Raw genomic sequence first — 19,338 nt, 5'->3', positions numbered from 1 at the left:
TCAGGAAGCCGGCCCCACCAGCTCAGGTAAAGTGAGTAAAATACGGCTCGCCGATCTTCAAATACGCAGTTCGTCAAGGGTCTTCCCCACACACGTGGGGGTCTGTCCTGGTCGGCGAAGGCGAGCTTTTCGCCCTGAAGGTCTTCCCCACACACGTGGGGGTCTGTCCCGCACACCCGGACCCCAGCGCTCCTGCACCGGGTCTTCCCCACACGCGTGGGGGTCTGTCCTTCCTGAGGCAGGCGGCTATCCCGATTCAGGCGCCTTCCTCACACATGTGGGGAAGGCGCCAAGGTGACCGCCGAGGACGGCCAGCGCCAGGCGCGGCTTCTCCTCCATTCAGCAGTATCTGCGCCCGCCAGTGAGCGCGCGTAGCGGCTGACGGGAGCGAGGACGTATCACACTGGCTCTTCCTGCCCATAGTGGTCGGGGGTGCTGCCTTCAGCGGCGAGTCCCGTATTACCGCCTTCATCGGGGTCGTTCCGAGGCGGCGGACTACTCGTGGTCGGCGGGGCTGTCATCTCTGTCCCGGACCTCTTCGAGTCCGCGGAGGGCTTCGGTCACGGACGACTCGGCTTCACTGAGGGCGTATGCCAAGGCTTTCAGTGCGGTCTCTCTCCGTTCGTCGGAGAGCAGGTTGAGTTCTCTCTCGATCTCGTCGAGGTCCCGGCGGATGCCTTGGATAGAGGAATCCACGCTTGTCTCCGCCGGCAGGGCGGTGGCCACCGCCTTCAGCACACCGAAGGCCAGGCGGCCGCCTGCGGCCGCCTTCATCGCGATCGGGCCGACGGCGGTCACCGTCTTTTTCAGTTTGTCCCGCACGGTTCAGTCCTTTTTCGCCGACGGCGGACGCCGTCTTCTCGTTGTGGTCGCGCAGCATACGTACAGCGTGTCGACGCGGGCGAGCATTCTGCTCTCCTCCGTGCTCTTGGTGGTGCGTGGCGTGGTGGAGTTGGTTGTTCTTCACCTGTTTCCAAGGCGTAGTCGGGTTCGTGCCGGGAGCCCGAGTGTGGGTGAGGAAGCGGCGTATGCCTTCAATCCGCAGGCGTCGGCGAACCAGCAGTGATCGTCTCGATTCCGGCGGTACCGGGGCACCGGGGGAGGCGCCTCCTGCACCGCTACGACGAGGTCGTCGGCCGCGGTGCAGGGGGCTTCCAGCCGGATGAGGAGGGCGAGCACGCAGGCCATTGGCCCGCTCGCTCATCGCGACGCGATCCCGGCTCCCTTCCTCCGCGCGTATCCGGCAACTCGGCAAGAAGGCATGCCGGTCTGGGGATACTCGTGCACGTGCCACCCGTTCCCGGCGGGTGCACCACAACACCCTTCTTCCGCAGAGGAGTTGGACTATGCCGGAATTCCGGATCGGGACGCGTCGGTACCCCACGAAGCAGGCCGCCGGAGACGCCGTACGCGCAGTGCTCTACGGCTGCAAAGTGGGGAGCACGGTGGACCGGCTGGAGGACCGTCTCCTGCTCCTGGACCTCCTTGACCTGCACCCGGAAGCTGCGGAGAAGGCAGGCCCCGGTGTGGAGAAGTTCGTCATCGCCCCGCCGCTGCGCGGCAGTTATCCCGGCTTCGCGGTCGTCTGTACGGACGGCACCAGCATCGGCTTCTCCTACCTGGCGTGTCTTAAGCCGCCCACCTACCGCCAGCAGGTGTCCAGTGCGATGCGTGCCGAGGTCGAGGAGGACGTGAACGCCTTCTTCGCCTCCCGGGTGGCGGCAAGCGCCCTCGTGTCGGACGAGTCAGGCGCAGAGCTCGACTTCGGTGATGTCCACGTCAGTTACTTCCGCGGCCCGTCCTTCGCCGAGATCGCCGTCGGCTTCGCCGCGAGTGCCGGCGGCTGGGACACGATCGGGCTGGCCTCCTCCACGGACCAGGGCCTGAGCACGTTCACCGACCGCGACCTCGCCGAACAGTGGCGCAGCCACCACGCGGAACACGCTGTACTCGGCCTGTTGTCGTCGCAGGAGAACCTGCGCCGGCCGCGTCGGTGACATCACGTCGTGGACGGCCGACAGCGACCAGGCCGCAGGCTGGTCTTTCCCACGCGTGGGGGTGTCCGCCGACGGGGTTCGTCCTCAGAACCCGATCGCGTTGGTCTGTCTGACCGTCGGGTCGGGGTGCCTGGCTGCGTCGCGCGGCCGGGCCCGCTGCCTGGGGGCTGGCGCTTGGTGGAGGCTGGCAGTTGGGTGCTCCGCCGGCGTGGGCCCGTGACGCGTGTGATCGCGTCACGGGATCAGTCCGCGCGTCCGGCCGTGTCCTGCTTTTACGCGGCGGCGTCTTGGGCGATGGTCTCCAGTGCGTTGATCTCCTCGTCGGAGATCGACGGGCGGAGGCGGCCGACCAGTTTCCATTGCTTGGTCAGGTTGCCGTAGCGTCCGGCGACCATCGGGACGCCGACGCCGAGCCGTGCGGCGATAATGATCATCTCTCGGTGGGTGGTGGCCTGGGCGATCGAGTCGCTGCTGTCTCCGGGAAACAGGGTCTGGGCCGCGAAGTCGTTGGCTTCGGCTTCGGCCTGGTCGCCGGCGTCCCCGCCCTCCAAGTCGAGGAAGCTGGTACGGCGGGGGTGGCGCACGATGTGCCCGATCTCGTGCAGCAGGTTGAACCAGAAGGTGTCGTGGCGTCGATGGCGTTCGGTGACGCCGATGGCCGGACGGTCGCCGTTGATCCACCAGGTGGCCGCGCACACGCGTGTGCCCGGCACCTCGCGCACGAAGGTGAGGGCGACTCCGGCTTCGGCCAGGGCGGCGCGCGCCGCAATGAATCCGTCGGGCACGTTCATGGTGGTCATCGTCGGGATCGACTTGGCGACGGTGCGCAGTTTTCTGGCGTTGAAGGGCTGGACGGAGACGTCGAGGGCGGACCGCTCGACCAGGCGCAACCACAGGGCGGTGTTGGGCTCGCTGACGGTGAACGCGTGGCTGCGGCGGAAGGACACTGACGGTCGCAGCCATGTCTGGGTGAAGGCATCGGGTGTGGCGACCTGGAAGAGTTTGAGGATCTTCTCGGCGCGGGTGATGGTGGTGTCTGCGGCGTCGATGATCTTGTGGAGGCGCAGGGTGCCGGTGTCGAACTGGCTGGCCCAGGTGCCGTATTCGCCGAGTGCTGCTTCGGCGCGGCGGCGGCTTTCGAAGGCCTGGTATTGCGTGTCAAGGTCGTTCCAGAAGGAGGCCTGGACGTTGAGGGCGCGTTCGAGGAGGATCGAGACGTCCGAGCTGATGCCGATTGTCTGCTTGATGATCTGATTGACGTGTTTCGCTGACAGTCCTGTGCGCTGGGCGAGTTCGACCTGTTTCATGCCGCGTTGGTCGAGGATGCCGCCGAGGATCTCGCCGGGGTGGACTCCCCAGTTGGGCTGGAACTCTTTCGTGTCGGTGTTCATGACCGCACCTGCAGGCCTGAGCGTCCGTCGGCGCGGACGTCGTGCACTTCGAGGCGGGTGATCTCGGCGAGGTGCGAGTGCGGGGCCTCCACCTTGGTGCCGTCGGGGCGGCAGCCGGTGGCGGTGAGGGCGGCGCGGCGGTGGCTGAGTTCGACTCCGGGCATCGCCGTCGGTGCGGCCAGGACGACCAGTCCGATGGCGAGGGCGTCGGCGAGTGTGGGCATCGCCGATCGCAGGGTTTGCAGCAGCACCATGACCTCTCGGGCGGTGTCGGGCCAGACCTTGAGGAGCAAGGTCTGCGAGGCGAGCAGTTCGCTGAGGTCGGCGTCCGGGATTGTCACAAACACCGTACCAACGTATCTCGTCGGCGGTGGGTCGCCAAACACACGACCGCCCGCCGTTTGGGGATTTTTCTTTACCGACTTCGCGACTTTATGGACTATGATCGCTCCGTGCCGCGGCTTGGATCATGTCCCCTGTCGCGATTTCTGATGGAAAGGTGCATGTCATGCGGGTTCACACCTACAGGAGCGGTCGAGACGGGGCAGAGACCGGGGAGGTCGCTGCGGAGGCCCGGCTGGCCGACGTAGTGGTGGTCGAGGCCGACGAGAAGGTCTACCGCGTCGGTGACGAGGCGGAGATCGACGTGGAGCTGACGGTGGTCGAGCTGTTCGGCGACCAGCCGGGACATGTCGTCGTGCACAAGTGCCGCCGGATCGAGGTCACGGTCGCCTACGGCGGCGCGGAGAGGACCGTTCAGGCGCATCCGGCCACACGGGTGCGGAAGGTGCGCGAGGAGGCGGTCAAGGCCTTCGGCATCCCCTCCTCGGACACCGCCGATCTGGTGCTGCGGCTGCCGTCGACCACCACGGACCTGCGGCTGACCGACCCGGTCGGCGCGATCGTCCCGGCCGGCTCGTGCGCGGTGGCGCTCGACCTGGTCCACGCCGGCAGGTCGCAGGGATGACCACCGCCGCGGAGCCGGGCGTCGACCCGTGCAAGGCACGACTGCTGCGCGATCTTCAGGATGCGGCGGCCGACGCCGGGGTCGACGCCGGGCTCTGGCGCATCGTCAGCATCACCTGGCCGACGATGACCGTCGCGATCGCCGTCGGTGGCGGCGCCGAGTGCGGAATGCGTCTCGACGTCCAGGACTATCCGGCCTCCGCGCCGGCCGGCCAGCCGTGGGACCTGACGGCCGACGCGCTCCTGCCCGTCGACCAGTGGCCCGTCACCGGCCACAGCCCCGAGGTCTTCCGCCCGGACTGGTCGCCCGACAACGGCAACGCCCCCTACCTGCCCTGCGACCGGATCGGCCTGGCCACCCACGGCCAGTGGGCGTCCGAGCACCCGGAGCGGGCCTGGAACCCCGGCAGGACCATCGTCTTCTACCTGGAGGAGATGCACCGCATGCTGTCCGGAGCCCGTCTGCCGTCGGGCGGCACATCATGACGGACGCACGCCTGGTCTTCGACGCCGCCCTGTTCAGGGGCATGATCCGCGAACTCGCCCGCCGCGGGGAGGGCCGACGCGAGTCGGGGGCGTTCCTGCTGACCGACCGCGACCGCCCGGCGGGCCGCCTTCCCCAGCCGGTGACCGCCATCGCCTACTACGACGACCTCGACCCGGGCTGCCTCACCGGAGCGATCACCTTCGGCGCCGACGGGTATACGGCGCTGGCCGCGCGGTGCCGGCGCGACCGGCTGCGCGTCGTCGGCGACATCCACACCCACCCCTTCGACCGGGTGGCACAGAGCCGCACCGACGCCGCGAACCCGATGATCGCCCTGGACGGGATGTGGCGCTCATCGCCCCCCGCTTCGCCTCCGGTGTCACCGACGCCCAGGAACTGGGTGTGCACGTCCGGGAGAACGGCGCCTGGTCCCCGGCCTTCGGGGCACGGTCCGCGGCCCTCGTCCGCATCCGCGAGCACAGCCGCCCCCGGCGGGCGCTGCGGCTGCTCACCCACCGCCTGGCCGCAGGATGCAAGCGACTCCGGAGGAACACGTGAACGTCCCGGACAAAGACACGGTCCACCGCACCGCACTGCTGGGCGCCCGCGACGGGAGTCACCCGACCCTGGAGGCCGCGCTCGACGCCCACGCCGCCACCGGCATCGCGGTCGTCGCCGGGACCCAGCCCGGCCGGCAGGCGGCGTACCAGGCCGCGCTGTGCACCGCGACCGCCACCGCCGCACGGGCCTTCGGCAGCACCCGGGTGGTGGCGGACGGCGACGGCGTACTGACCGCCGGACCCTACCGCGGGCGCACCGTCGCCGACGCCCTGGCCGCCGAGGGCGCCACCCTGGCAGCGGATCTGCAGGACATTCCGGCCCACTGGCCGGTGGTACTGCTCGGCGCACCGGACGCGGCGCTCCAGCAGGGTCTCTCCCCGCACCGCGTCGTACTGCAAGTGGCCTGGAAGGGGTGGACCGCCTCCGTCCGCCCCGTCACAGGGCCGGCAGCCGCGACGGACAGCGTGAACGAGAACACGGAGAGCGTGGAGAACGGCGAGGACGTGCTGGCCGCCCTCTGCGCGGCAGCCCTCGGCGTCCACGAGGCGTTCGGAGCCGTACAGGCCCGTCCGGGCAGCGACGCCGGCTACCGGCCCATCAGCCTCGACCTGTGGTCTCCCACCGGGGAAGGCACCACCGGGCCGTCCCTTACCCACGCGCCGGCCTCATGGTGGCTGGTCGGACTCGGCCACCTCGGACAGGCCAACGCCTGGGTCCTGTCCTGGCTGCCCTACCCCGACCCCACCCGTGTCCGTGTCGTGCTGCAGGACGTGGACACAGCTGTCGAAGCCAACCACAGCACCGGCATGCTGACCCCCCGCCGGCCCGCCCAGGTCCGCAAGACCCGCCTGGTCGCCGCCCGCCTCGACGCACTCGGCTTCGACACCCACATCATCGAGCAGCGCCTCCACCACACCACCCGCGTCCCCCCAAAGGACACTCATGTCGCGCTCCTCGGCGTCGACAACCTGGCGACCCGCCGGATGATCAGCGCAGCCGGCTGGAACCTCGCCATCGACGCAGGACTCGGCGCGGGCCCGGCCGACTTCAACGCCATCCAGCTCCGCCGCTTTCCCGCGGCCCGCCCGAGCGACCAGGTCACCGCCTGGGCCGACCCCCCGGCCGACGCCCCCGAACTGCCCCGCAACAGCGCATTCGACGACCTGTCCCGGCGCGACGCGTGCGGCGCGGTCCAACTCGCCGGAACCGCGGTCGGCGCCGCCTTCGTCGGTGTCATCGCCGCCTGCCTCACCCTCGCGGAAGCAACACGCCCGCTCCTGGGAGGCACCGGCCTGGACGTGCTGAGCCTGCACCTGGGCTCCGCCGACCTCGAAGCAGCACCGGCCAGCCGCCCGTCCTTTCCCATAGCCATCCAGCTCACCACACGCTGAAAGACCAAGACCCCGCGCATCCATACGGCCCAGCACGAAACCCAGTCCTCCAACAGCAGCCAGACCGACGGGCCGGAACAAGCAAGCAACACCCGCGAGTGCGTCGATCCGATGAGGACCCGGTATCCTCACCAGCACCGCAGTCTCAGGTAAAGTCACCGAAATACGGCCTGCTGATCTTCAGATACGCAGGTCATCAAGGGTCTTCCCCACACGCGTGGGGGTGTGTCCGTGGTTGGGCACCAAACGCCCTTCAGAACGATGTCTTCCCCACACGCGTGGGGGTGTGTCCCTGCCGGACATCGCGGCCGGACGGAGCTACGTGTCTTCCCCACACGCGTGGGGGTTTCCTGTCTCGTCCGATACGGGACGCCTGCCCTCAAGCACGCCCATCCTGACCCCACCCTCACACGAGCCACTCAGCACCCTTACTCTGCCGACACTCCCGATGCCACCACCGCGCCTGCCGTGAACGGCGCGGTGCGCCTGCCGCACGCCGCCTCTCTCGGCCACCATTCACGGCCCCTAACCAGCAAGGTCGAAGCGTAAAGCAGCAGATCAGACGGTCATCCCTAAGGCCTTCTCATTTCAACGCGCTGGGAATTCTCACTCGATGTCACCAATATTTCTCACTCGATGTCACCACTACTGCACTCCGAACAGCAGAGATGCATGACATCCAGATGAGAACTACTGGTGACATCAAAATGAGAAGCCGCACCGCCGCTACAACCCCCGCGGCCGGTTCCTGCGCGCCTGGGGCGCGCTGGAGGACCCCGCCAACGCCGGGCGAGTCATCATCGACACGATGATGAACCTCGACCTGCTCGTCTTCGCCGGCGAGCAGACCGGCCAGGACCGCTACCTCGACATCGCCGTCGCGCACGCCGACACCACCCGGCGCCTGTTCCCGCGGCCCGACGGATCCACCCCCCACGTCTTCGACCTCGACCCCGCAACCGGCACCCCCCTCGGCCCCGGCACCGTCCAGGGCTACAGCCCCGCCTCCTGCTGGTCACGCGGCCAGGCCTGGGGCATCTACGGATTCACCACCCTCTACCGCCGCACCGCCCACACCCGCTTCCTGGACACCGCCGCCCGCCTCGCCGACTACGCCCTCAGCGCCCTCACCCCCGACCACATCCCCGTCTGGGACTACCGCGCACCCCAGCAGCCCCACGACATCAAAGACGCCTCCGCCGGAGCCGTCATGGCCTGCGCACTGACCGACCTCGCCACCGCCACCGGCCGCACCCACTACCGCACCACAGCCCTGAAGATCCTCACCGCACTCGCCCGCACCTGCCTCACCCGCACCTCCACCCGCGCGGACGCCGTCCTCGCCCGCTGCACCCGCAACCGGCCCGCCGAAGACGGCATCGAGGTCTCCCTCCCCTACGCCGACTACTACCTCCTCGAAGGCATCCTGCGCATCCTCAACCCCCACCACCTCGACCACGCCATCGACCTCACCCAACCCTGACACCCCAACACCCCGTCATACCCGCCCCCACAACCGGGACCGGGCACCAGGCACCAGGCACCGGACAAGGGACGCGGCCGGAACCGAGACCAGGCAGCGGATGCCGGGCAGCGGGCAGGCGCCCGCCGGACAGCCGGCAGGCCGGCCAAAGGGGGCGGCGGCGCGCCACCGGCCGGACACCGGACCCGGGGCCGCACGGACGAACGACACCCAGGGCACAAGGTGTTCAGCGCAGGAAGGAGCACGGCCCAGAGCAGGGGGGTGGTTCAGCAGAGCCGGGGGTGGTTCAGGTGCCGAGCGGGCCGCTGATGCCGGGACGAAGCCGACCAGCAGCGCAGCTTCTTCGACCCGGCACCGTCCGGCCGCGCGGGCGCGGCCGCCCTCGACACCGACCACAGGGGCCGGCCGGGAACAGGCAGCCCAGACCTCCCCAGCCACCGCACTCACCCGCGCCCGGGAAGTCAGGCGGTGAGGCGGCCCACGGCTTCGAGGAGAGCGTCGACGTCGTGCTCGGTGGTGGAGAAGGAGGTGGCGAAGCGGCAGACGCCGGGCTCCCAGCGGTCGTGGTAGAAGGCGAACCCGTCGGCCAGGAGCTGGTCGATGACCGGCTGAGGGAGGCGGCAGAAGAGGATGTCGGCCTCGACGGCGTGCAGCAGGCCGGCACCGGGCAGAGCCTTGAGTCCGCTGTCCAGGCGGGCGGCCATCGTGTTGGCGTGGGCAGCGTTGCGCAGCCACAGGCCGTCGGCGAGGCAGGCGTCCAGCCGGGCGCACTGCAAGCGCGTCTTGGACGCGAACCGGCCGGCCGCTAGTACCCGGCAAGGCGCAAGGAGATGTTTCACATCTTTTCGTCGCCGTCGGTCGTTGGTGCGGTGTCCGTGCCGGATTTCGATCCCGGAGCCCCTGTGCCCGCTCCCGTCCCTCCATCTCCGCCCGCCGACCTGCCGGCCGCGCGAGTGCACGACCCCTACCCCTACTTCGCGTGGCTGCGTCGGCATGCGCCCGCGTACCCGGATCGCAGACCCGGGCGCCCCACCGTGTGGCAGATCTCTCGCTACGACGACGTCCGCGCGCTGCTGACCGACGGGCGGCTGAGCAAGGACCCCGGCCGGGTGCCGGGCTATGTCCCGGGGCCGGCCGGGCTGAACCGGCATCTCGTCCATGCCGACCCCCCGGACCACACCCGTCTGCGCGCCCTGGTGAACGCCGCGTTCGTACCGCGCCGTATCGCCAGGCTGGAGCCCTTCGTCGCGGACACCGCGACCCGGCTGCTGGACCGGATCGGACAGCACACCCACGTGGATGTGATCGCGGCCTTCGCGGCGCCGCTGACCTTCCGGATGATCTGCGCGATCCTCGGCGTCCCGGCGGAGCTGGACAACGCGGCGACCCGGGAGACCGTGATGGCCACCATCGCCCCCGCCGCGGGTCTGGACCCCGCCCGGGTGGAAGGCGATCTGCACGAGCTGCTGGACGTGCTGATCGCCGGCAAGCGTGCGGACGGCGAGCGCAGCGAGGTGGACCTGCTGGGCGCCCTGGTACGGGCCAGCGACGAGAGCGGGGCGATGAGCGAGGAGGAACTGCGCTCCACCGCCTACCTCCTGCTGCTCGTGGGACATGACACGACCATGAACCTCATCGGCAACGGCACGCTCGCCCTGCTGTGCCACCCCGGTGAGGCCGCCCGGCTGACCGGAGCCCAGACCGGCGGTGCGCTGGTCACCACCGCGGTCGAAGAGCTGCTGCGCTACGACTCGCCGGTACGGGACGCGACGTTCCGGTGCGCCGCCGAACCGATCACCCTGCACGGGCAGCTGATCGGCGAGGGAGACATCGTCAGTCTCCTGATCGGCTCCGCGAACCGGGACGAGGCCCGCTTCCCGGACGCCGACCGGCTCGCCCTGAGCCGCACGCCCAACGACCACCTCGCCTTCGGCTACGGACCCCACTTCTGTATCGGCGCCGCCCTGGCCCGCCTCGAAGGCGCCGTCGCCTTCCCCCTGCTGCTCGAACGGCTGGGCCCGGTGGCACTGGCCAAGCCCGCCGACGAACTCCCCTGGCGGCCGGCCCGGGTGATGCGCGGACTGGCCGCGCTGCCCGTCGTACGGACCTGACCACCCCCGCCCACCCCACCTGGCCCCGACCTGGAGCACACCCGATGGACAGCGAACACCCCGTGCTGGTGACCGAGCCGCGCCCCGGCGTCCTGCTCATCACCCTCAACCGGCCCCACGTCCGCAACGCGATCGACCGGCCGCTGGCCGAGGCGATGGACGCGGCCCTCACCCGACTGGAGACCGATCCCGCGCTGAGCGTCGGCATCCTGGCCGGCGCGGACGGCCACTTCTGCTCGGGCATGGACCTCAAGACCTTCCCGGCCGACGGCGTCCCGGTCATCGCCGACCGGGGACTCGCGGGACTGACCCGGGCATGCCTTGTCAAGCCCCTCATCGCCGCGGTCGAGGGCGCAGCCGTCGCCGGCGGCTTCGAACTCGCCCTCGCCTGCGACCTCATCACCGCAGCCGACACCGCCTTCTTCGCCCTGCCCGAAGTCGCCCGCGGACTCATCGCCGCCGAAGGCGGAGCCATCCGCCTCCCCAGCCGCCTGCCCTACCACCTGGCCATGGAGATGCTCCTGACCGGCACGCCGCTGCCCGCCCCCCAGGCGGCCCGCCACGGACTCGTCAACCGGCTCACCCGCGAAGGCGAAGCCCTCCAGGCAGCCCTCACCCTGGCCGACCGGCTTCTGGCCCCGCCCCGCGACGCCGTCCTCGTCACCAAACAAATCGTCCGCGACACCCGCGGCCTCGACGACGCAGCCGCCTACACCGTCCAGGATCCCCTCAGCAGCCCCGTCTTCGCGACCGCCGCCGCAGCCGAAGGCGCCCACGCCTTCACCGAGAAACGCCCACCGGCATGGCAGCACTGAGACAGCAGACACCGCCAACCCCGCCGCAGCGGAGTCCGCGCAGCAGGGCTCAGGGCCTTCAGGGGGGCCGTCGCCCGCTCGCCGACCACGCGGATCCTGGCTCAGCCGGCCGCCTCCGCATCACGATCCGAAGGCGGCTCCCCCCACGGAAACACGCAGGTCAGTCGAACACGGCGCAGTTGACCGCGTCCATCAGGGCCGCGCCGGTCTGGTGCGCCTGCCTGGTGAGAAGAGTGGACGTGGCGAAGAAGAAGGCGGCCGTGCGACGGCCGGTGGAGTCGGTGACGTTGTAGGTCGCATAGCCCGGGACGACGCCGACGTGGTCCCAGACCGTGCCGCAGGAGGTCTGCGCCGTCTCGATACCCAACCCGTAGCCGAGCCCGTCCGGGTCCCCCGGCCCGTCCTCCGGCACAGTCGTGCGCATCTGGGCCAGCTGAGCGGCGGGCAGCAGGCGCCCCGACATCAGCGCGCCGTAGAAACGGGACCAGTCACCGGCGGTGGACACGACCGCGGCATCCGCTCCGTCGGCCGTGACGTAGTCGCCGGTGACGTCCACATGGCCGTCGTGCTGCGGCCCGGCATAGTTCCTGAACTCCTCCGGGACGTCCGCCGGCATATGGGCGGCATCGGGTTCGTAGCCGTGCGCGTGCCGGCCGTGCCAGGCGGAGCCGGTGGCGTAGAACGTGTGCCGGAGCCCCAGAGGTCCCGCGATCCGCTCCCGCACCAGCGCCGCAAGACTCTTACCGGTGGCCTTCTCCAGGACGGCGCCGATCGCGATGTAGTTGGTGTTGCTGTACGACCACTCGGTACCGGGCTCGAACAGTGCCGGGTGCCCGCTCACCAGGCCGAGGATCTCCGTCGACGTCCACACATGGGAGTCCCGTCCGGTGAGGGCCGGCGCGAGAGCGGGGTCGTCGGTGTAGTCGAACAACCCACTGGTGTGGTTGAGCAGCATCCGCAGGGTGATCGCCCCGCCGTTGCGCACCTGGCCGGGCAGCCACTTGCCGACCGGGTCGGTGAGGGCGAGTCTGTGCTCGGCGACCAGCTGCAGGACAAGGGTGGCCATCACCGTCTTGGTGCTGGACGCTTCCCGCACCTCGTCGTCCGCCCTGAGCCGGTGATCCTTCTTCGTCCAGGCCGCCTGCTCGGAGATCTCGACGGGCCTGCCGTGACCGCCGTCCACCCGCACGATCACCCCAGGCACTCCTTCCTCCACCAACTTCCGCGCCAGCTCCCGCAGGTGAGCACGTGTCTGCGCAGTGCCGTCCTGCCGGACCGCCGCACTCTCATGGACCGTGTCCGCACTCGCCGGGGTCACAGCAAGGGGCACGACGAGGGCCGCGACTACCGCAACCGCTGCCACCGCACGAACACCCGCACGTTGCGGACGACGTCGAAAACGCACATTCACACCCAATTCATGCTCCTTCGAGAATCCGGGAAGGCCGCCGGGCACGACCGGGATACGCGGAGGAGAACACGGCACTCCGCCCGGCGCGTTAACGCCCGCCTTCGGGGCGAAGCCAGCTCCGGCGGGCCTGCCCAGCCCCGAGACCCAGGTACTCAACCGCGATTCCCCGGGCGCAGTCCGTGAAACGAGCGGATCCGGCACATCGAGCCCCTGCCAAACCCCGGATGGCGAGGGCGGGCCATGGCAGCCGGGCGGCAGCCGGCGGACATCACAGCGTGTGCCGACGGAGATGACTGCCGTGTCCGAACCCGGCGCCATCCACGTACCCCAGTACGACCCGCGCCGACCCCGGCAGGCCGCTCCCGCCGGCGACGCCATCCGCGCAGCGGCACCCGGGCTGTCCGCCAAGATCGACCACATCGGCTCGACCCCTGTCCCAGGACCGGCGGCCAAGCCCGCCATCGACCCGACGGCCGCCGTCCACAACCTCACACACGCCGCACCCCACCAGAGGGCACTCGCCGGCCTCGGCCTCCACCCCTACAACCACGCAACGACCGACCGGCTGCCGTACGTCCGCACAGACAACGGCGTCCGCAGCCATACCCCGCACGTGGCGACCCCGGAGAGCCGGCCAACCCGCAACCAGAGAACCTTCCGGGACCACCCGCACACCCACCCCGAGAACCCCACCCCCTACGCGCAGCCCAAGCGGGCGACCGCCGCAGCTGGAACGGCACCGGGCGAGTACGCGCGAGCCAAAACAGCACCGACACAGAAACCCACCGACCGCGCCCGCACACAACTCGGCCCGCCATCACTGCCCGCAGGGGAGAAACAGTGAAGCGCGTCATCCGCCGGCTGGGGCGGGAACTCGAGGAAGGCGCAGCTCAAAGCACGCTCCGAGAGTGCGAGGAGCAAGGGTGAGAGTGCCTCGGTGACGGTGAGCCAGATCGCGGGCGATGGCAAGGCCCAGACCGGTGCCACCCTGATCGCGGGAACGGGCGTCATCGAGCCGGACGAAACGTTCGAAGATCCGCTCGGCATCCTCGGCAGGCACACCCGGCCCGTCATCGTGCACCGTGAGGACGATCCAAGCGCCCTGACCGCGGACCGTGATCTCGATGCGGTGGGCAGCATGGCGGACGGCGTTGTCGACGAGATTACGCAGCAGCCGTTCGTACTCACCAAGGCTCCCGTATACGTACGCGGAGGCGACACCGCCACAGGTGAGAGTCAACCGTCTTTCAGCGAGCAAGTGCTGCTCAACCAACCCAGAGACCACCGCAGTCAAGTCGACGAGTTCGGCGTCGGCCGCGGGACTGCGGGTGTCGAGGCGGGCCAGGAGCAGCAGGTCTTCGGCGAGGGCCTGGAGGCGGCGGGTCTGGCGTGCGGCGGTAGTAGCCGCGGCGGGCCAGTCGGTGCGTTCCGGGTAGGCGAGCGCGACTTCCAGGCTGGCCAGCAGGGTGGTGAGGGGGCTGCGCAGTTCGTGGGCGGCGTCCGCGACGAAGCGGCGTTGCCGGGCGGCCGCGTCGTCGAGGCGTTGGAGGGTGGTGTTGAGGGTGGTGGCCAGGGCGGTGATCTCGTGTCCCGTGGCGGGGACGGTGACGCGTTCGCGGGGGTCGTGCGCGGTGACCGAGGCGGTGAGGACGCGGATGGCCTCGACCGGCCGCAGCGCGACGCGGACGGCGAAGTAGGTGGCGGCGGCGATCAGTACGAGGCCGACGAGCCCGGCGCGCAGCAGCAGCAGGTCGGTGGTCCTGGTGATCTCCTCAGCTGTGTCCGGGAGTACCACCACATAGGCCCGCAGTGTGGCATCGGCGGTGACGCCCAGAGCGGCGGCTTTTTCGCTGCTCAGCGCACCGACCCAGACATCGGCGTACAAGACCGGGTAGGTCCCGCCGGCCGGGTCGAATGGGTTCCCGGGGTTGTCGTCGCGGTGCGCCGGTATGCGCAGGGGACGGGTCGTATAGGACCACTCCCCATCGGCATCCGGTGGGGCTGAGAGCGCGGAGGGAGCGGGCAGTACATGGCGGGTGCCGGGATCCAAGGCTTCCATGCCCCCGCCGGAGGCGACAGCGGTGCGTCGGCCGGTGGCGACGACCTCGTACGGCACGGCGCTTCTGCGGCCGGGAACCACCCCCTCGTTCAGCTGATCAACGAGGGCAAGGAGATGTTTCTGGGCCTGCTCTTCGGCGATCTGCGTGCTCTGGCGGTAGACGTCGTGGTGTACCCACCAGCCGATGCCGAGCAGGATGACGGCGGCGGTCGAGGCGGCGGCCAGCGCCGTGCGGGCTCGTACCGAACGCGGCCACCAGCGGCGTCGCGGCTCAGTCGCGGTCACGGTCGTCCACCAGCCGGTAGCCGCAACCCCGTACGGTCTGCAGGGACTTCCGGTCGAACGCGGCGTCCACCTTCTTGCGCAGTGCGCTGACGCGCGCCTCCACCAGGTTGGGATCCCATGCCTCGTCGGGCCACGCGTGATACAGCAGGTCCGCTTTGGAGACCGCCTGGCCCGCCCGGCGGGCCAGCAGCTCAAGAACGGCGAACTCCCGGGGCGTGAGGTCCACCCGACTCCCGGCCCGGCGGCAGACCCGGCCGGCGACGTCCAGCGAGAGGTCGCCCACGGCAAGGACGGGCGGGGCAACCGTCGCGGCTCGCCTGACCAGGGCCCGCAGCCGTGCGACGAGCACCATGTAGGAGAAGGGTTTGGCCAGGTAGTCGTCGGCCCCCGTGTCCAGGGCCTCGGCCTGGTCGAAGTCCCCGTCCTTGGCGGTGAGCACCAGGATGGGGGTCGCGTTGCCCTCCCGGCGCAACTGGGCGCAGACCTTGTAGCCGTTGAGTCCGGGCAGCATCAAGTCCAGTACGACCAGGGCGTATTCGCCGGTCCGGGCCATCCACAGCCCCTGCCTGCCGTCATGGGCGAGGTCGACGCTGTAGCCCTCGGCACTCAGGCCGGTGTGCAGGGTCCGGGCGAGGTCCACCTCGTCTTCGACCACCAGGATGCGCATGCGGTGCAGCCTCGCACAGCGCCGGCCCGCCTTCCTGATCGGCCGGTCAGGTTGGGTCAGCAACCGGTCAACGAGGTCCGGGCACGGTGGCGGGGTTTCTTCGCCGCTGTCGAAAGGCCCTGTCGCCGATGTCCGTTGCCGAACGTGGTCCCGCCGTGGCCAGGACGGTTTCCCCTCCCGTATCCGCCCGCCGGCCATCACCGAGCCCGGCCCGAGCCGTTGTCGTCACCGCGCCCTTCTCGCTGACCATCGCTCTGGGGCTCTGGGGCATCCGCAGGCAGAACACCCTGTGGGGGGACGAGTCCGTCACCTACCAGCTCGCACACCGCGATCTCGCACAGATATGGCACACCGCCCAGCACGTCGATCTGGTCCACGCCCTCTACTACGCCCTGATGCACGAGATCTTCGGCCTCTTCGGCGCAGGGCTGCTGACGTTGCGACTGCCGTCCGTGCTGGCGATGTCCCTGGCGGCGAGCGGAGTCGGACTGCTGGGACTACGCCTGGCGGGACCCCGTGCCGGACTGCTGGCCGGGCTGGTGTTCGCACTCCTCCCCCAGGTCCAGAAGTACACGCAGGAAGGCCGCTCGTACGCCATGGTCTGCGCCCTGGTCACCTGGGCCACCTACGCACTCGTGACCGCCGTCCCGCATCGCACCCGATGGCGGTGGGCGGTCTACGGCGCCACCATGCTGCTGGCCTGCCTGCTCCATGAATTCGCTGTCCTCGCCCTGGTCGCACACGGCGTCACCCTGGCCCTCTCCCGTGTTCCACGACCGGTCCTGACCGCATGGACCGCGACGGCCGCAGGCGTCGTGGCCGGCCTGCTGCCGCTGGCAATCCGCAGTGCCGGGCAGTCGGAGCAGGTGTCCTGGATCAGCGGACCGGTGCGGCTTCGCTATTTCCTGGTCGTCGCGGTCGTGGGCGTACTGTGCGCCCGAACGCCCCTGGCGACGAGGGGACCCGTGCGGCTCTCCGCGCTGGCTGTGCCGATTCTCGTGCTGCCGGGCCTTCTGCTGCTGACCGCCTCACTGGCCAAGCCCCTCTTCGTCGACCGGTATGTGCTCTACGGCAATACCGGAATCGCCCTGCTGCTGGGCGCCTGGCTGGACCACTCCCACCGGCTGCGGCGGTCCTCCCGCACCGCATGGATCGCGGCCGCTGCCGTACTGGCCGCACTCCTCCCGCCGAGCCTCGCGCTGCGCACGCCCCAGAGCCGGAGCAACGACGTCACCGCCATCGGCGCCACCGTACGCGAGGAAGGCCGCCCCGGCGACGGACTGCTCTACCTCCCCGGCCGGCAACGAATCCTGACCGCGGCCAACTCCCAGGACACCCGTCTACTGACGGATCTCGCCCTGGCGCAGGACCCCGTTGCGTCGAACACACTCGCAGGCGTCGAGCTTCCCGCCCAGGTCATTGCGGCACGCATGCTGGAGTTCGACCGGATCGTCGTGGTCCGCGCGGCGGGTGCACACTCGTCGACCGACCCGCAGGAAGAAGCGAAAACAAGCACCCTGCGGCGCCACTTCCACGAGTACGAAACAACCCATGTCAACGGGGCGCGAGTCACCATCTATCTCCGGGACCACCACCCGTCCCCGAACGCCGGTCCCGGTTCCGACAACCCCGGAGCACACCATGGGGCGATGAAGTGACAACCCGCAAGCCTTGATCCTTCACTTGCCACTCGCTGCCGCCATGGGAGGCCGCATCTGTTCTGCGCTGCCGCCCAACTCATCACGACAACACCCCAACGGCACCTGCAACACACCCACCACCGGCCACAGACAGAAAAGACCACCAGCACGAACAGCCGGCCCGGCACCAACCCGGACCCAGACCGACAACAGCCCGAAGAAGTGCACAAGGAGCCCTGTTGGGCGTAGGCCACAACATCCGCAGTACCGCCGTATCCCAGACCGGCTTCCCGTCCCCTACCACGACCAGTTCGTCGGCCAGGCCGGCCACGATCTCACTGACCGTCATGTGCGCACAGGAGCCGGAGACGGTCAGGTCAGGCCCGTCCCGTGCACGCCGCCGGACACCTGCCGCAGGAGAGCGTCATACATCGGATGATGCTCAGCCGGAAGGCCCTGGCTGTGCTCGGCGGCCGGTACGACGGCCTTGATGCGGCCGTTGTGGGCGAGGACCTCCTCGGCGAGCCAGGAAGGGCGCGGATCCTTTGAAGTGACGACCGGGATCAAGCGGTGAGGCTGTAGTCCTGCTGGTCAGGGCTGGGGTAGAGGCGCTGGTGTTCGCGGGCCGTGTGGAAGATCCAGTAGTCCTCGAAGTCGCCGTTCGTGATGAGCGCGCGGAGTTGGAGGACGGCTTCGGCTCCATCGAGTCCCCAGCGGGCGCCGGTGATGTCGAGGCGGTCGGCGATCAGGTGGCGGCAGGCGCCTTCGACGGCGCCGGTGGCGATCGGCCAGCCGACCGCGAGGGCGGTGTCGTAGTTGAGCTGGCCGAGGTGGCCAGTGAGGTAGCGGTGGCAGGTGGTGACGGCGTCGCGGCGGGCGGTGGGAAGCTGTTCGGCCGCGGCCGGCCTGTCCGGCGAGGATCGCGGTGAGTTTGTCCGGGGCCCAGGTTTCTGCCCCTCGGCTGCCGGGCGGGGGGGAAGGCGTGCGCGGCCGTCCACACGTATTCCGCGACGTGCACGAAGTCGAGCAGGATGTTCAGGCGGATGCTGCGGCGGGCTGCTTCGTCCTGGACGAGGTCGAGTTGGTGGCGGGCGCCGTCGACGAGCACGATCCAGTCCCGCAGGCGGTGCGGGTCGCGGGACGCGGCCTGGTCGAAGGCGTCGGCGACGACCTGTTCCGGGGGACGGATCACCGAGGCGGTGCACCATTTCCGCTCCGCCTTCGGGCCCGGCCGCGGCGACCGCGTCCCGCTGCGCCCGCCGGGCGGGTGGATGATGTCGTGCGGCCGGCGAGGGGCGGGAGCGATGTCGAAGACGCAGGCCACCGTCGCCATGCGCTTGCGGTTGGGTTTCTCGCCCGGGGCCAGCCGCCCGCGCCGTCCGGCCACCGCGCTCTTGGCCGCGGCCCGGCGGGTGGCCTCGCGCAGGGCCTCGGGGCGCATCACCACCCCCTTTCCGTCGATCTGGATGACCAGGGGCATCTCGCGGGTGCACGGGGTGGGGATCTTCGCTGTGTAGTAGGCAGCGATGTCGATGGCGGAGGCGACCACGAGTTCTGTGAGGCGGCGCTTGCCCAGCACTTTTCCGCATCGCCGCTCGATCGCGGCGGCGGCCTGGTCGAAGGAGCCTCGCACCGCTTCCACGGCCGCGAGCCGGGCGAGTCCGCGGGAGTGCCGGCCGGCGGGCAGTGACAACGCTTCGTCCGCCGGGTGCACGTTGGCGACGCCCCGGCCGCGGTAGGCGATCCGGCTCACGCTCACCGGCCCGAACACACAAGCCAGCAGGCGACGATGGCCCTTCTCCCGCCAGGGCCTGGCCCGCCCCTCCGGACCGGTGATCACCGGCCGGCCCGCATTCGCCCGTACTGCGTCCTCCTCCTTCCTGGCACGCAGATCGAGGTGGTCCTGCATCAACTGCCGCAGCAGGTCGCGTCCCAGCTGTTCGAGCCGCACTTCCGGTTCGTCATGAGGCAAGTCGGCGGCCGGGCCGTCGGCCAGTGTCCAGACGAGGCGTTCGAAGGCATCACGTGAGGCGGAGTACGGATCAGGTTCGGGTAAGGCGTCGTACTGTTCCAC

Annotated in this window: 18 protein-coding genes and 1 pseudogene; 10 read left to right on the top strand and 9 right to left on the bottom strand. The window is 69.9% G+C overall.

Annotation, left to right across the window (positions count from 1 at the left end):
• Positions 1 to 495: 495 nt before the first annotated feature.
• On the bottom strand, positions 496 to 822 hold the full coding sequence (locus ACIPSJ_RS26870) for a hypothetical protein (RefSeq protein ID WP_401349731.1): 327 nt from the start codon (positions 820 to 822) through the stop codon (positions 496 to 498).
• Positions 823 to 1,346: 524 nt separating this feature from the next.
• Between ACIPSJ_RS26870 and ACIPSJ_RS26865 the strand changes: the two genes are divergently transcribed.
• Positions 1,347 to 1,997: a DUF3223 domain-containing protein gene (locus ACIPSJ_RS26865; RefSeq protein WP_401349729.1), complete on the top strand. Its 651-nt coding sequence runs from the start codon at positions 1,347 to 1,349 to the stop codon at positions 1,995 to 1,997.
• A gap of 272 nt (positions 1,998 to 2,269) precedes the next feature.
• Here the strand turns inward: ACIPSJ_RS26865 and ACIPSJ_RS26860 are convergent, their stop codons facing one another.
• Positions 2,270 to 3,388, bottom strand: a complete 1,119-nt coding sequence (locus ACIPSJ_RS26860; RefSeq protein ID WP_401349727.1) for an ImmA/IrrE family metallo-endopeptidase — start codon at positions 3,386 to 3,388, stop codon at positions 2,270 to 2,272.
• Positions 3,385 to 3,735: a hypothetical protein gene (locus ACIPSJ_RS26855; RefSeq protein WP_401349725.1), complete on the bottom strand. Its 351-nt coding sequence runs from the start codon at positions 3,733 to 3,735 to the stop codon at positions 3,385 to 3,387. Before ACIPSJ_RS26855 ends, ACIPSJ_RS26860 begins: the two co-directional genes overlap by 4 nt.
• Positions 3,736 to 3,896: 161 nt before the next feature.
• On the opposite strand from ACIPSJ_RS26855, the gene ACIPSJ_RS26850 reads away from it, so the two are divergent.
• From ACIPSJ_RS26850 to ACIPSJ_RS26830, 5 genes are all read left to right on the top strand, one after another.
• On the top strand, positions 3,897 to 4,355 hold the full coding sequence (locus ACIPSJ_RS26850; protein ID WP_401349723.1) for a hypothetical protein: 459 nt from the start codon (positions 3,897 to 3,899) through the stop codon (positions 4,353 to 4,355).
• The gene (locus ACIPSJ_RS26845; protein ID WP_401349721.1) at positions 4,352 to 4,840 is read left to right on the top strand and encodes a hypothetical protein; all 489 of its coding nucleotides are present in this window, start codon (positions 4,352 to 4,354) and stop codon (positions 4,838 to 4,840) included. Before ACIPSJ_RS26850 ends, ACIPSJ_RS26845 begins: the two co-directional genes overlap by 4 nt.
• 346 nt (positions 4,841 to 5,186) lie before the next feature.
• Positions 5,187 to 5,399 carry a hypothetical protein gene (locus ACIPSJ_RS26840; RefSeq protein WP_401349720.1) on the top strand — a complete coding sequence of 71 codons (213 nt, stop codon included), beginning with the start codon at positions 5,187 to 5,189 and terminating at the stop codon, positions 5,397 to 5,399.
• Positions 5,396 to 6,793 (top strand): hypothetical protein, encoded by a 1,398-nt coding sequence (locus ACIPSJ_RS26835; protein ID WP_401349718.1) that lies wholly within the window; start codon positions 5,396 to 5,398, stop codon positions 6,791 to 6,793. The genes ACIPSJ_RS26840 and ACIPSJ_RS26835 overlap by 4 nt, the downstream gene beginning before the upstream one ends.
• A gap of 808 nt (positions 6,794 to 7,601) precedes the next feature.
• Positions 7,602 to 8,276, top strand: a complete 675-nt coding sequence (locus tag ACIPSJ_RS26830; protein WP_401349715.1) for a hypothetical protein — start codon at positions 7,602 to 7,604, stop codon at positions 8,274 to 8,276.
• Between the two features lie 461 nt (positions 8,277 to 8,737).
• Here the strand turns inward: ACIPSJ_RS26830 and ACIPSJ_RS26825 are convergent, their stop codons facing one another.
• The gene (locus ACIPSJ_RS26825; protein WP_401349712.1) at positions 8,738 to 9,052 is read right to left on the bottom strand and encodes a hypothetical protein; all 315 of its coding nucleotides are present in this window, start codon (positions 9,050 to 9,052) and stop codon (positions 8,738 to 8,740) included.
• A gap of 258 nt (positions 9,053 to 9,310) precedes the next feature.
• On the opposite strand from ACIPSJ_RS26825, the gene ACIPSJ_RS26820 reads away from it, so the two are divergent.
• Both ACIPSJ_RS26820 and ACIPSJ_RS26815 read left to right on the top strand, forming a co-directional pair.
• On the top strand, positions 9,311 to 10,387 hold the full coding sequence (locus ACIPSJ_RS26820; protein ID WP_401349709.1) for a cytochrome P450: 1,077 nt from the start codon (positions 9,311 to 9,313) through the stop codon (positions 10,385 to 10,387).
• A 44-nt stretch (positions 10,388 to 10,431) separates the two neighbouring features.
• A complete protein-coding gene (locus ACIPSJ_RS26815; protein ID WP_401349706.1) occupies positions 10,432 to 11,202 on the top strand; it encodes a crotonase/enoyl-CoA hydratase family protein in 771 nt (256 codons plus the stop codon).
• A gap of 160 nt (positions 11,203 to 11,362) precedes the next feature.
• On the opposite strand, the gene ACIPSJ_RS26810 is transcribed toward ACIPSJ_RS26815, so the two are convergent.
• On the bottom strand, positions 11,363 to 12,931 hold the full coding sequence (locus ACIPSJ_RS26810; RefSeq protein ID WP_401349704.1) for a serine hydrolase domain-containing protein: 1,569 nt from the start codon (positions 12,929 to 12,931) through the stop codon (positions 11,363 to 11,365).
• Here ACIPSJ_RS26810 and ACIPSJ_RS26805 point away from each other — a divergent pair.
• Positions 12,912 to 13,457 carry a GrpB family protein gene (locus ACIPSJ_RS26805; RefSeq protein WP_401349702.1) on the top strand — a complete coding sequence of 182 codons (546 nt, stop codon included), beginning with the start codon at positions 12,912 to 12,914 and terminating at the stop codon, positions 13,455 to 13,457. The two genes, ACIPSJ_RS26810 and ACIPSJ_RS26805, sit on opposite strands and share 20 nt — an antisense overlap.
• Positions 13,458 to 13,463: 6 nt before the next feature.
• On the opposite strand, the gene ACIPSJ_RS26800 is transcribed toward ACIPSJ_RS26805, so the two are convergent.
• Together ACIPSJ_RS26800 and ACIPSJ_RS26795 are read right to left on the bottom strand one after the other, a co-directional pair.
• Entirely contained in the window at positions 13,464 to 14,957 is a 1,494-nt protein-coding gene (locus tag ACIPSJ_RS26800; protein WP_401349701.1) for a sensor histidine kinase, read from the bottom strand.
• The gene (locus ACIPSJ_RS26795; RefSeq protein WP_401349699.1) at positions 14,944 to 15,624 is read right to left on the bottom strand and encodes a response regulator transcription factor; all 681 of its coding nucleotides are present in this window, start codon (positions 15,622 to 15,624) and stop codon (positions 14,944 to 14,946) included. Before ACIPSJ_RS26795 ends, ACIPSJ_RS26800 begins: the two co-directional genes overlap by 14 nt.
• A 128-nt stretch (positions 15,625 to 15,752) precedes the next feature.
• Here ACIPSJ_RS26795 and ACIPSJ_RS26790 point away from each other — a divergent pair, with 128 nt between their 5' ends.
• On the top strand, positions 15,753 to 17,282 hold the full coding sequence (locus ACIPSJ_RS26790) for a glycosyltransferase family 39 protein (protein ID WP_401349697.1): 1,530 nt from the start codon (positions 15,753 to 15,755) through the stop codon (positions 17,280 to 17,282).
• 354 nt (positions 17,283 to 17,636) lie between these two features.
• Here the strand turns inward: ACIPSJ_RS26790 and ACIPSJ_RS26785 are convergent, their stop codons facing one another.
• Complete coding sequence (locus ACIPSJ_RS26785) at positions 17,637 to 17,831, bottom strand: hypothetical protein (RefSeq protein WP_401349696.1); 195 nt, start codon at positions 17,829 to 17,831, stop codon at positions 17,637 to 17,639.
• A pseudogene (locus tag ACIPSJ_RS26780) lies at positions 17,828 to 19,338 on the bottom strand (ISKra4 family transposase). The gene ACIPSJ_RS26785 and the pseudogene ACIPSJ_RS26780 overlap by 4 nt, the downstream one beginning before the upstream one ends.

Source organism: Streptomyces sp. NPDC090088 (genome assembly GCF_044747345.1).
Classification (GTDB): domain Bacteria; phylum Actinomycetota; class Actinomycetes; order Streptomycetales; family Streptomycetaceae; genus Streptomyces.
Note: the sequence above shows the minus strand (reverse complement) of the source record. Positions and strands in the feature narration are given on the sequence as shown.

What these genes read in the sequence shown, in the direction of transcription:
- ACIPSJ_RS26850 (WP_401349723.1), top strand. Translation starts at nt 3,897, where the DNA reads ATGCGGGTTCACACCTACAGGAGCGGTCGAGACGGGGCAGAGACCGGG.
- ACIPSJ_RS26845 (WP_401349721.1), top strand. Translation starts at nt 4,352, where the DNA reads ATGACCACCGCCGCGGAGCCGGGCGTCGACCCGTGCAAGGCACGACTG.
- ACIPSJ_RS26865 (WP_401349729.1), top strand. Translation starts at nt 1,347, where the DNA reads ATGCCGGAATTCCGGATCGGGACGCGTCGGTACCCCACGAAGCAGGCC.
- ACIPSJ_RS26830 (WP_401349715.1), top strand. Translation starts at nt 7,602, where the DNA reads ATGATGAACCTCGACCTGCTCGTCTTCGCCGGCGAGCAGACCGGCCAG.
- ACIPSJ_RS26860 (WP_401349727.1), bottom strand. Translation starts at nt 3,388, where the DNA reads ATGAACACCGACACGAAAGAGTTCCAGCCCAACTGGGGAGTCCACCCC.
- ACIPSJ_RS26790 (WP_401349697.1), top strand. Translation starts at nt 15,753, where the DNA reads ATGTCCGTTGCCGAACGTGGTCCCGCCGTGGCCAGGACGGTTTCCCCT.
- ACIPSJ_RS26810 (WP_401349704.1), bottom strand. Translation starts at nt 12,931, where the DNA reads ATGGCGCCGGGTTCGGACACGGCAGTCATCTCCGTCGGCACACGCTGT.
- ACIPSJ_RS26795 (WP_401349699.1), bottom strand. Translation starts at nt 15,624, where the DNA reads ATGCGCATCCTGGTGGTCGAAGACGAGGTGGACCTCGCCCGGACCCTG.
- ACIPSJ_RS26815 (WP_401349706.1), top strand. Translation starts at nt 10,432, where the DNA reads ATGGACAGCGAACACCCCGTGCTGGTGACCGAGCCGCGCCCCGGCGTC.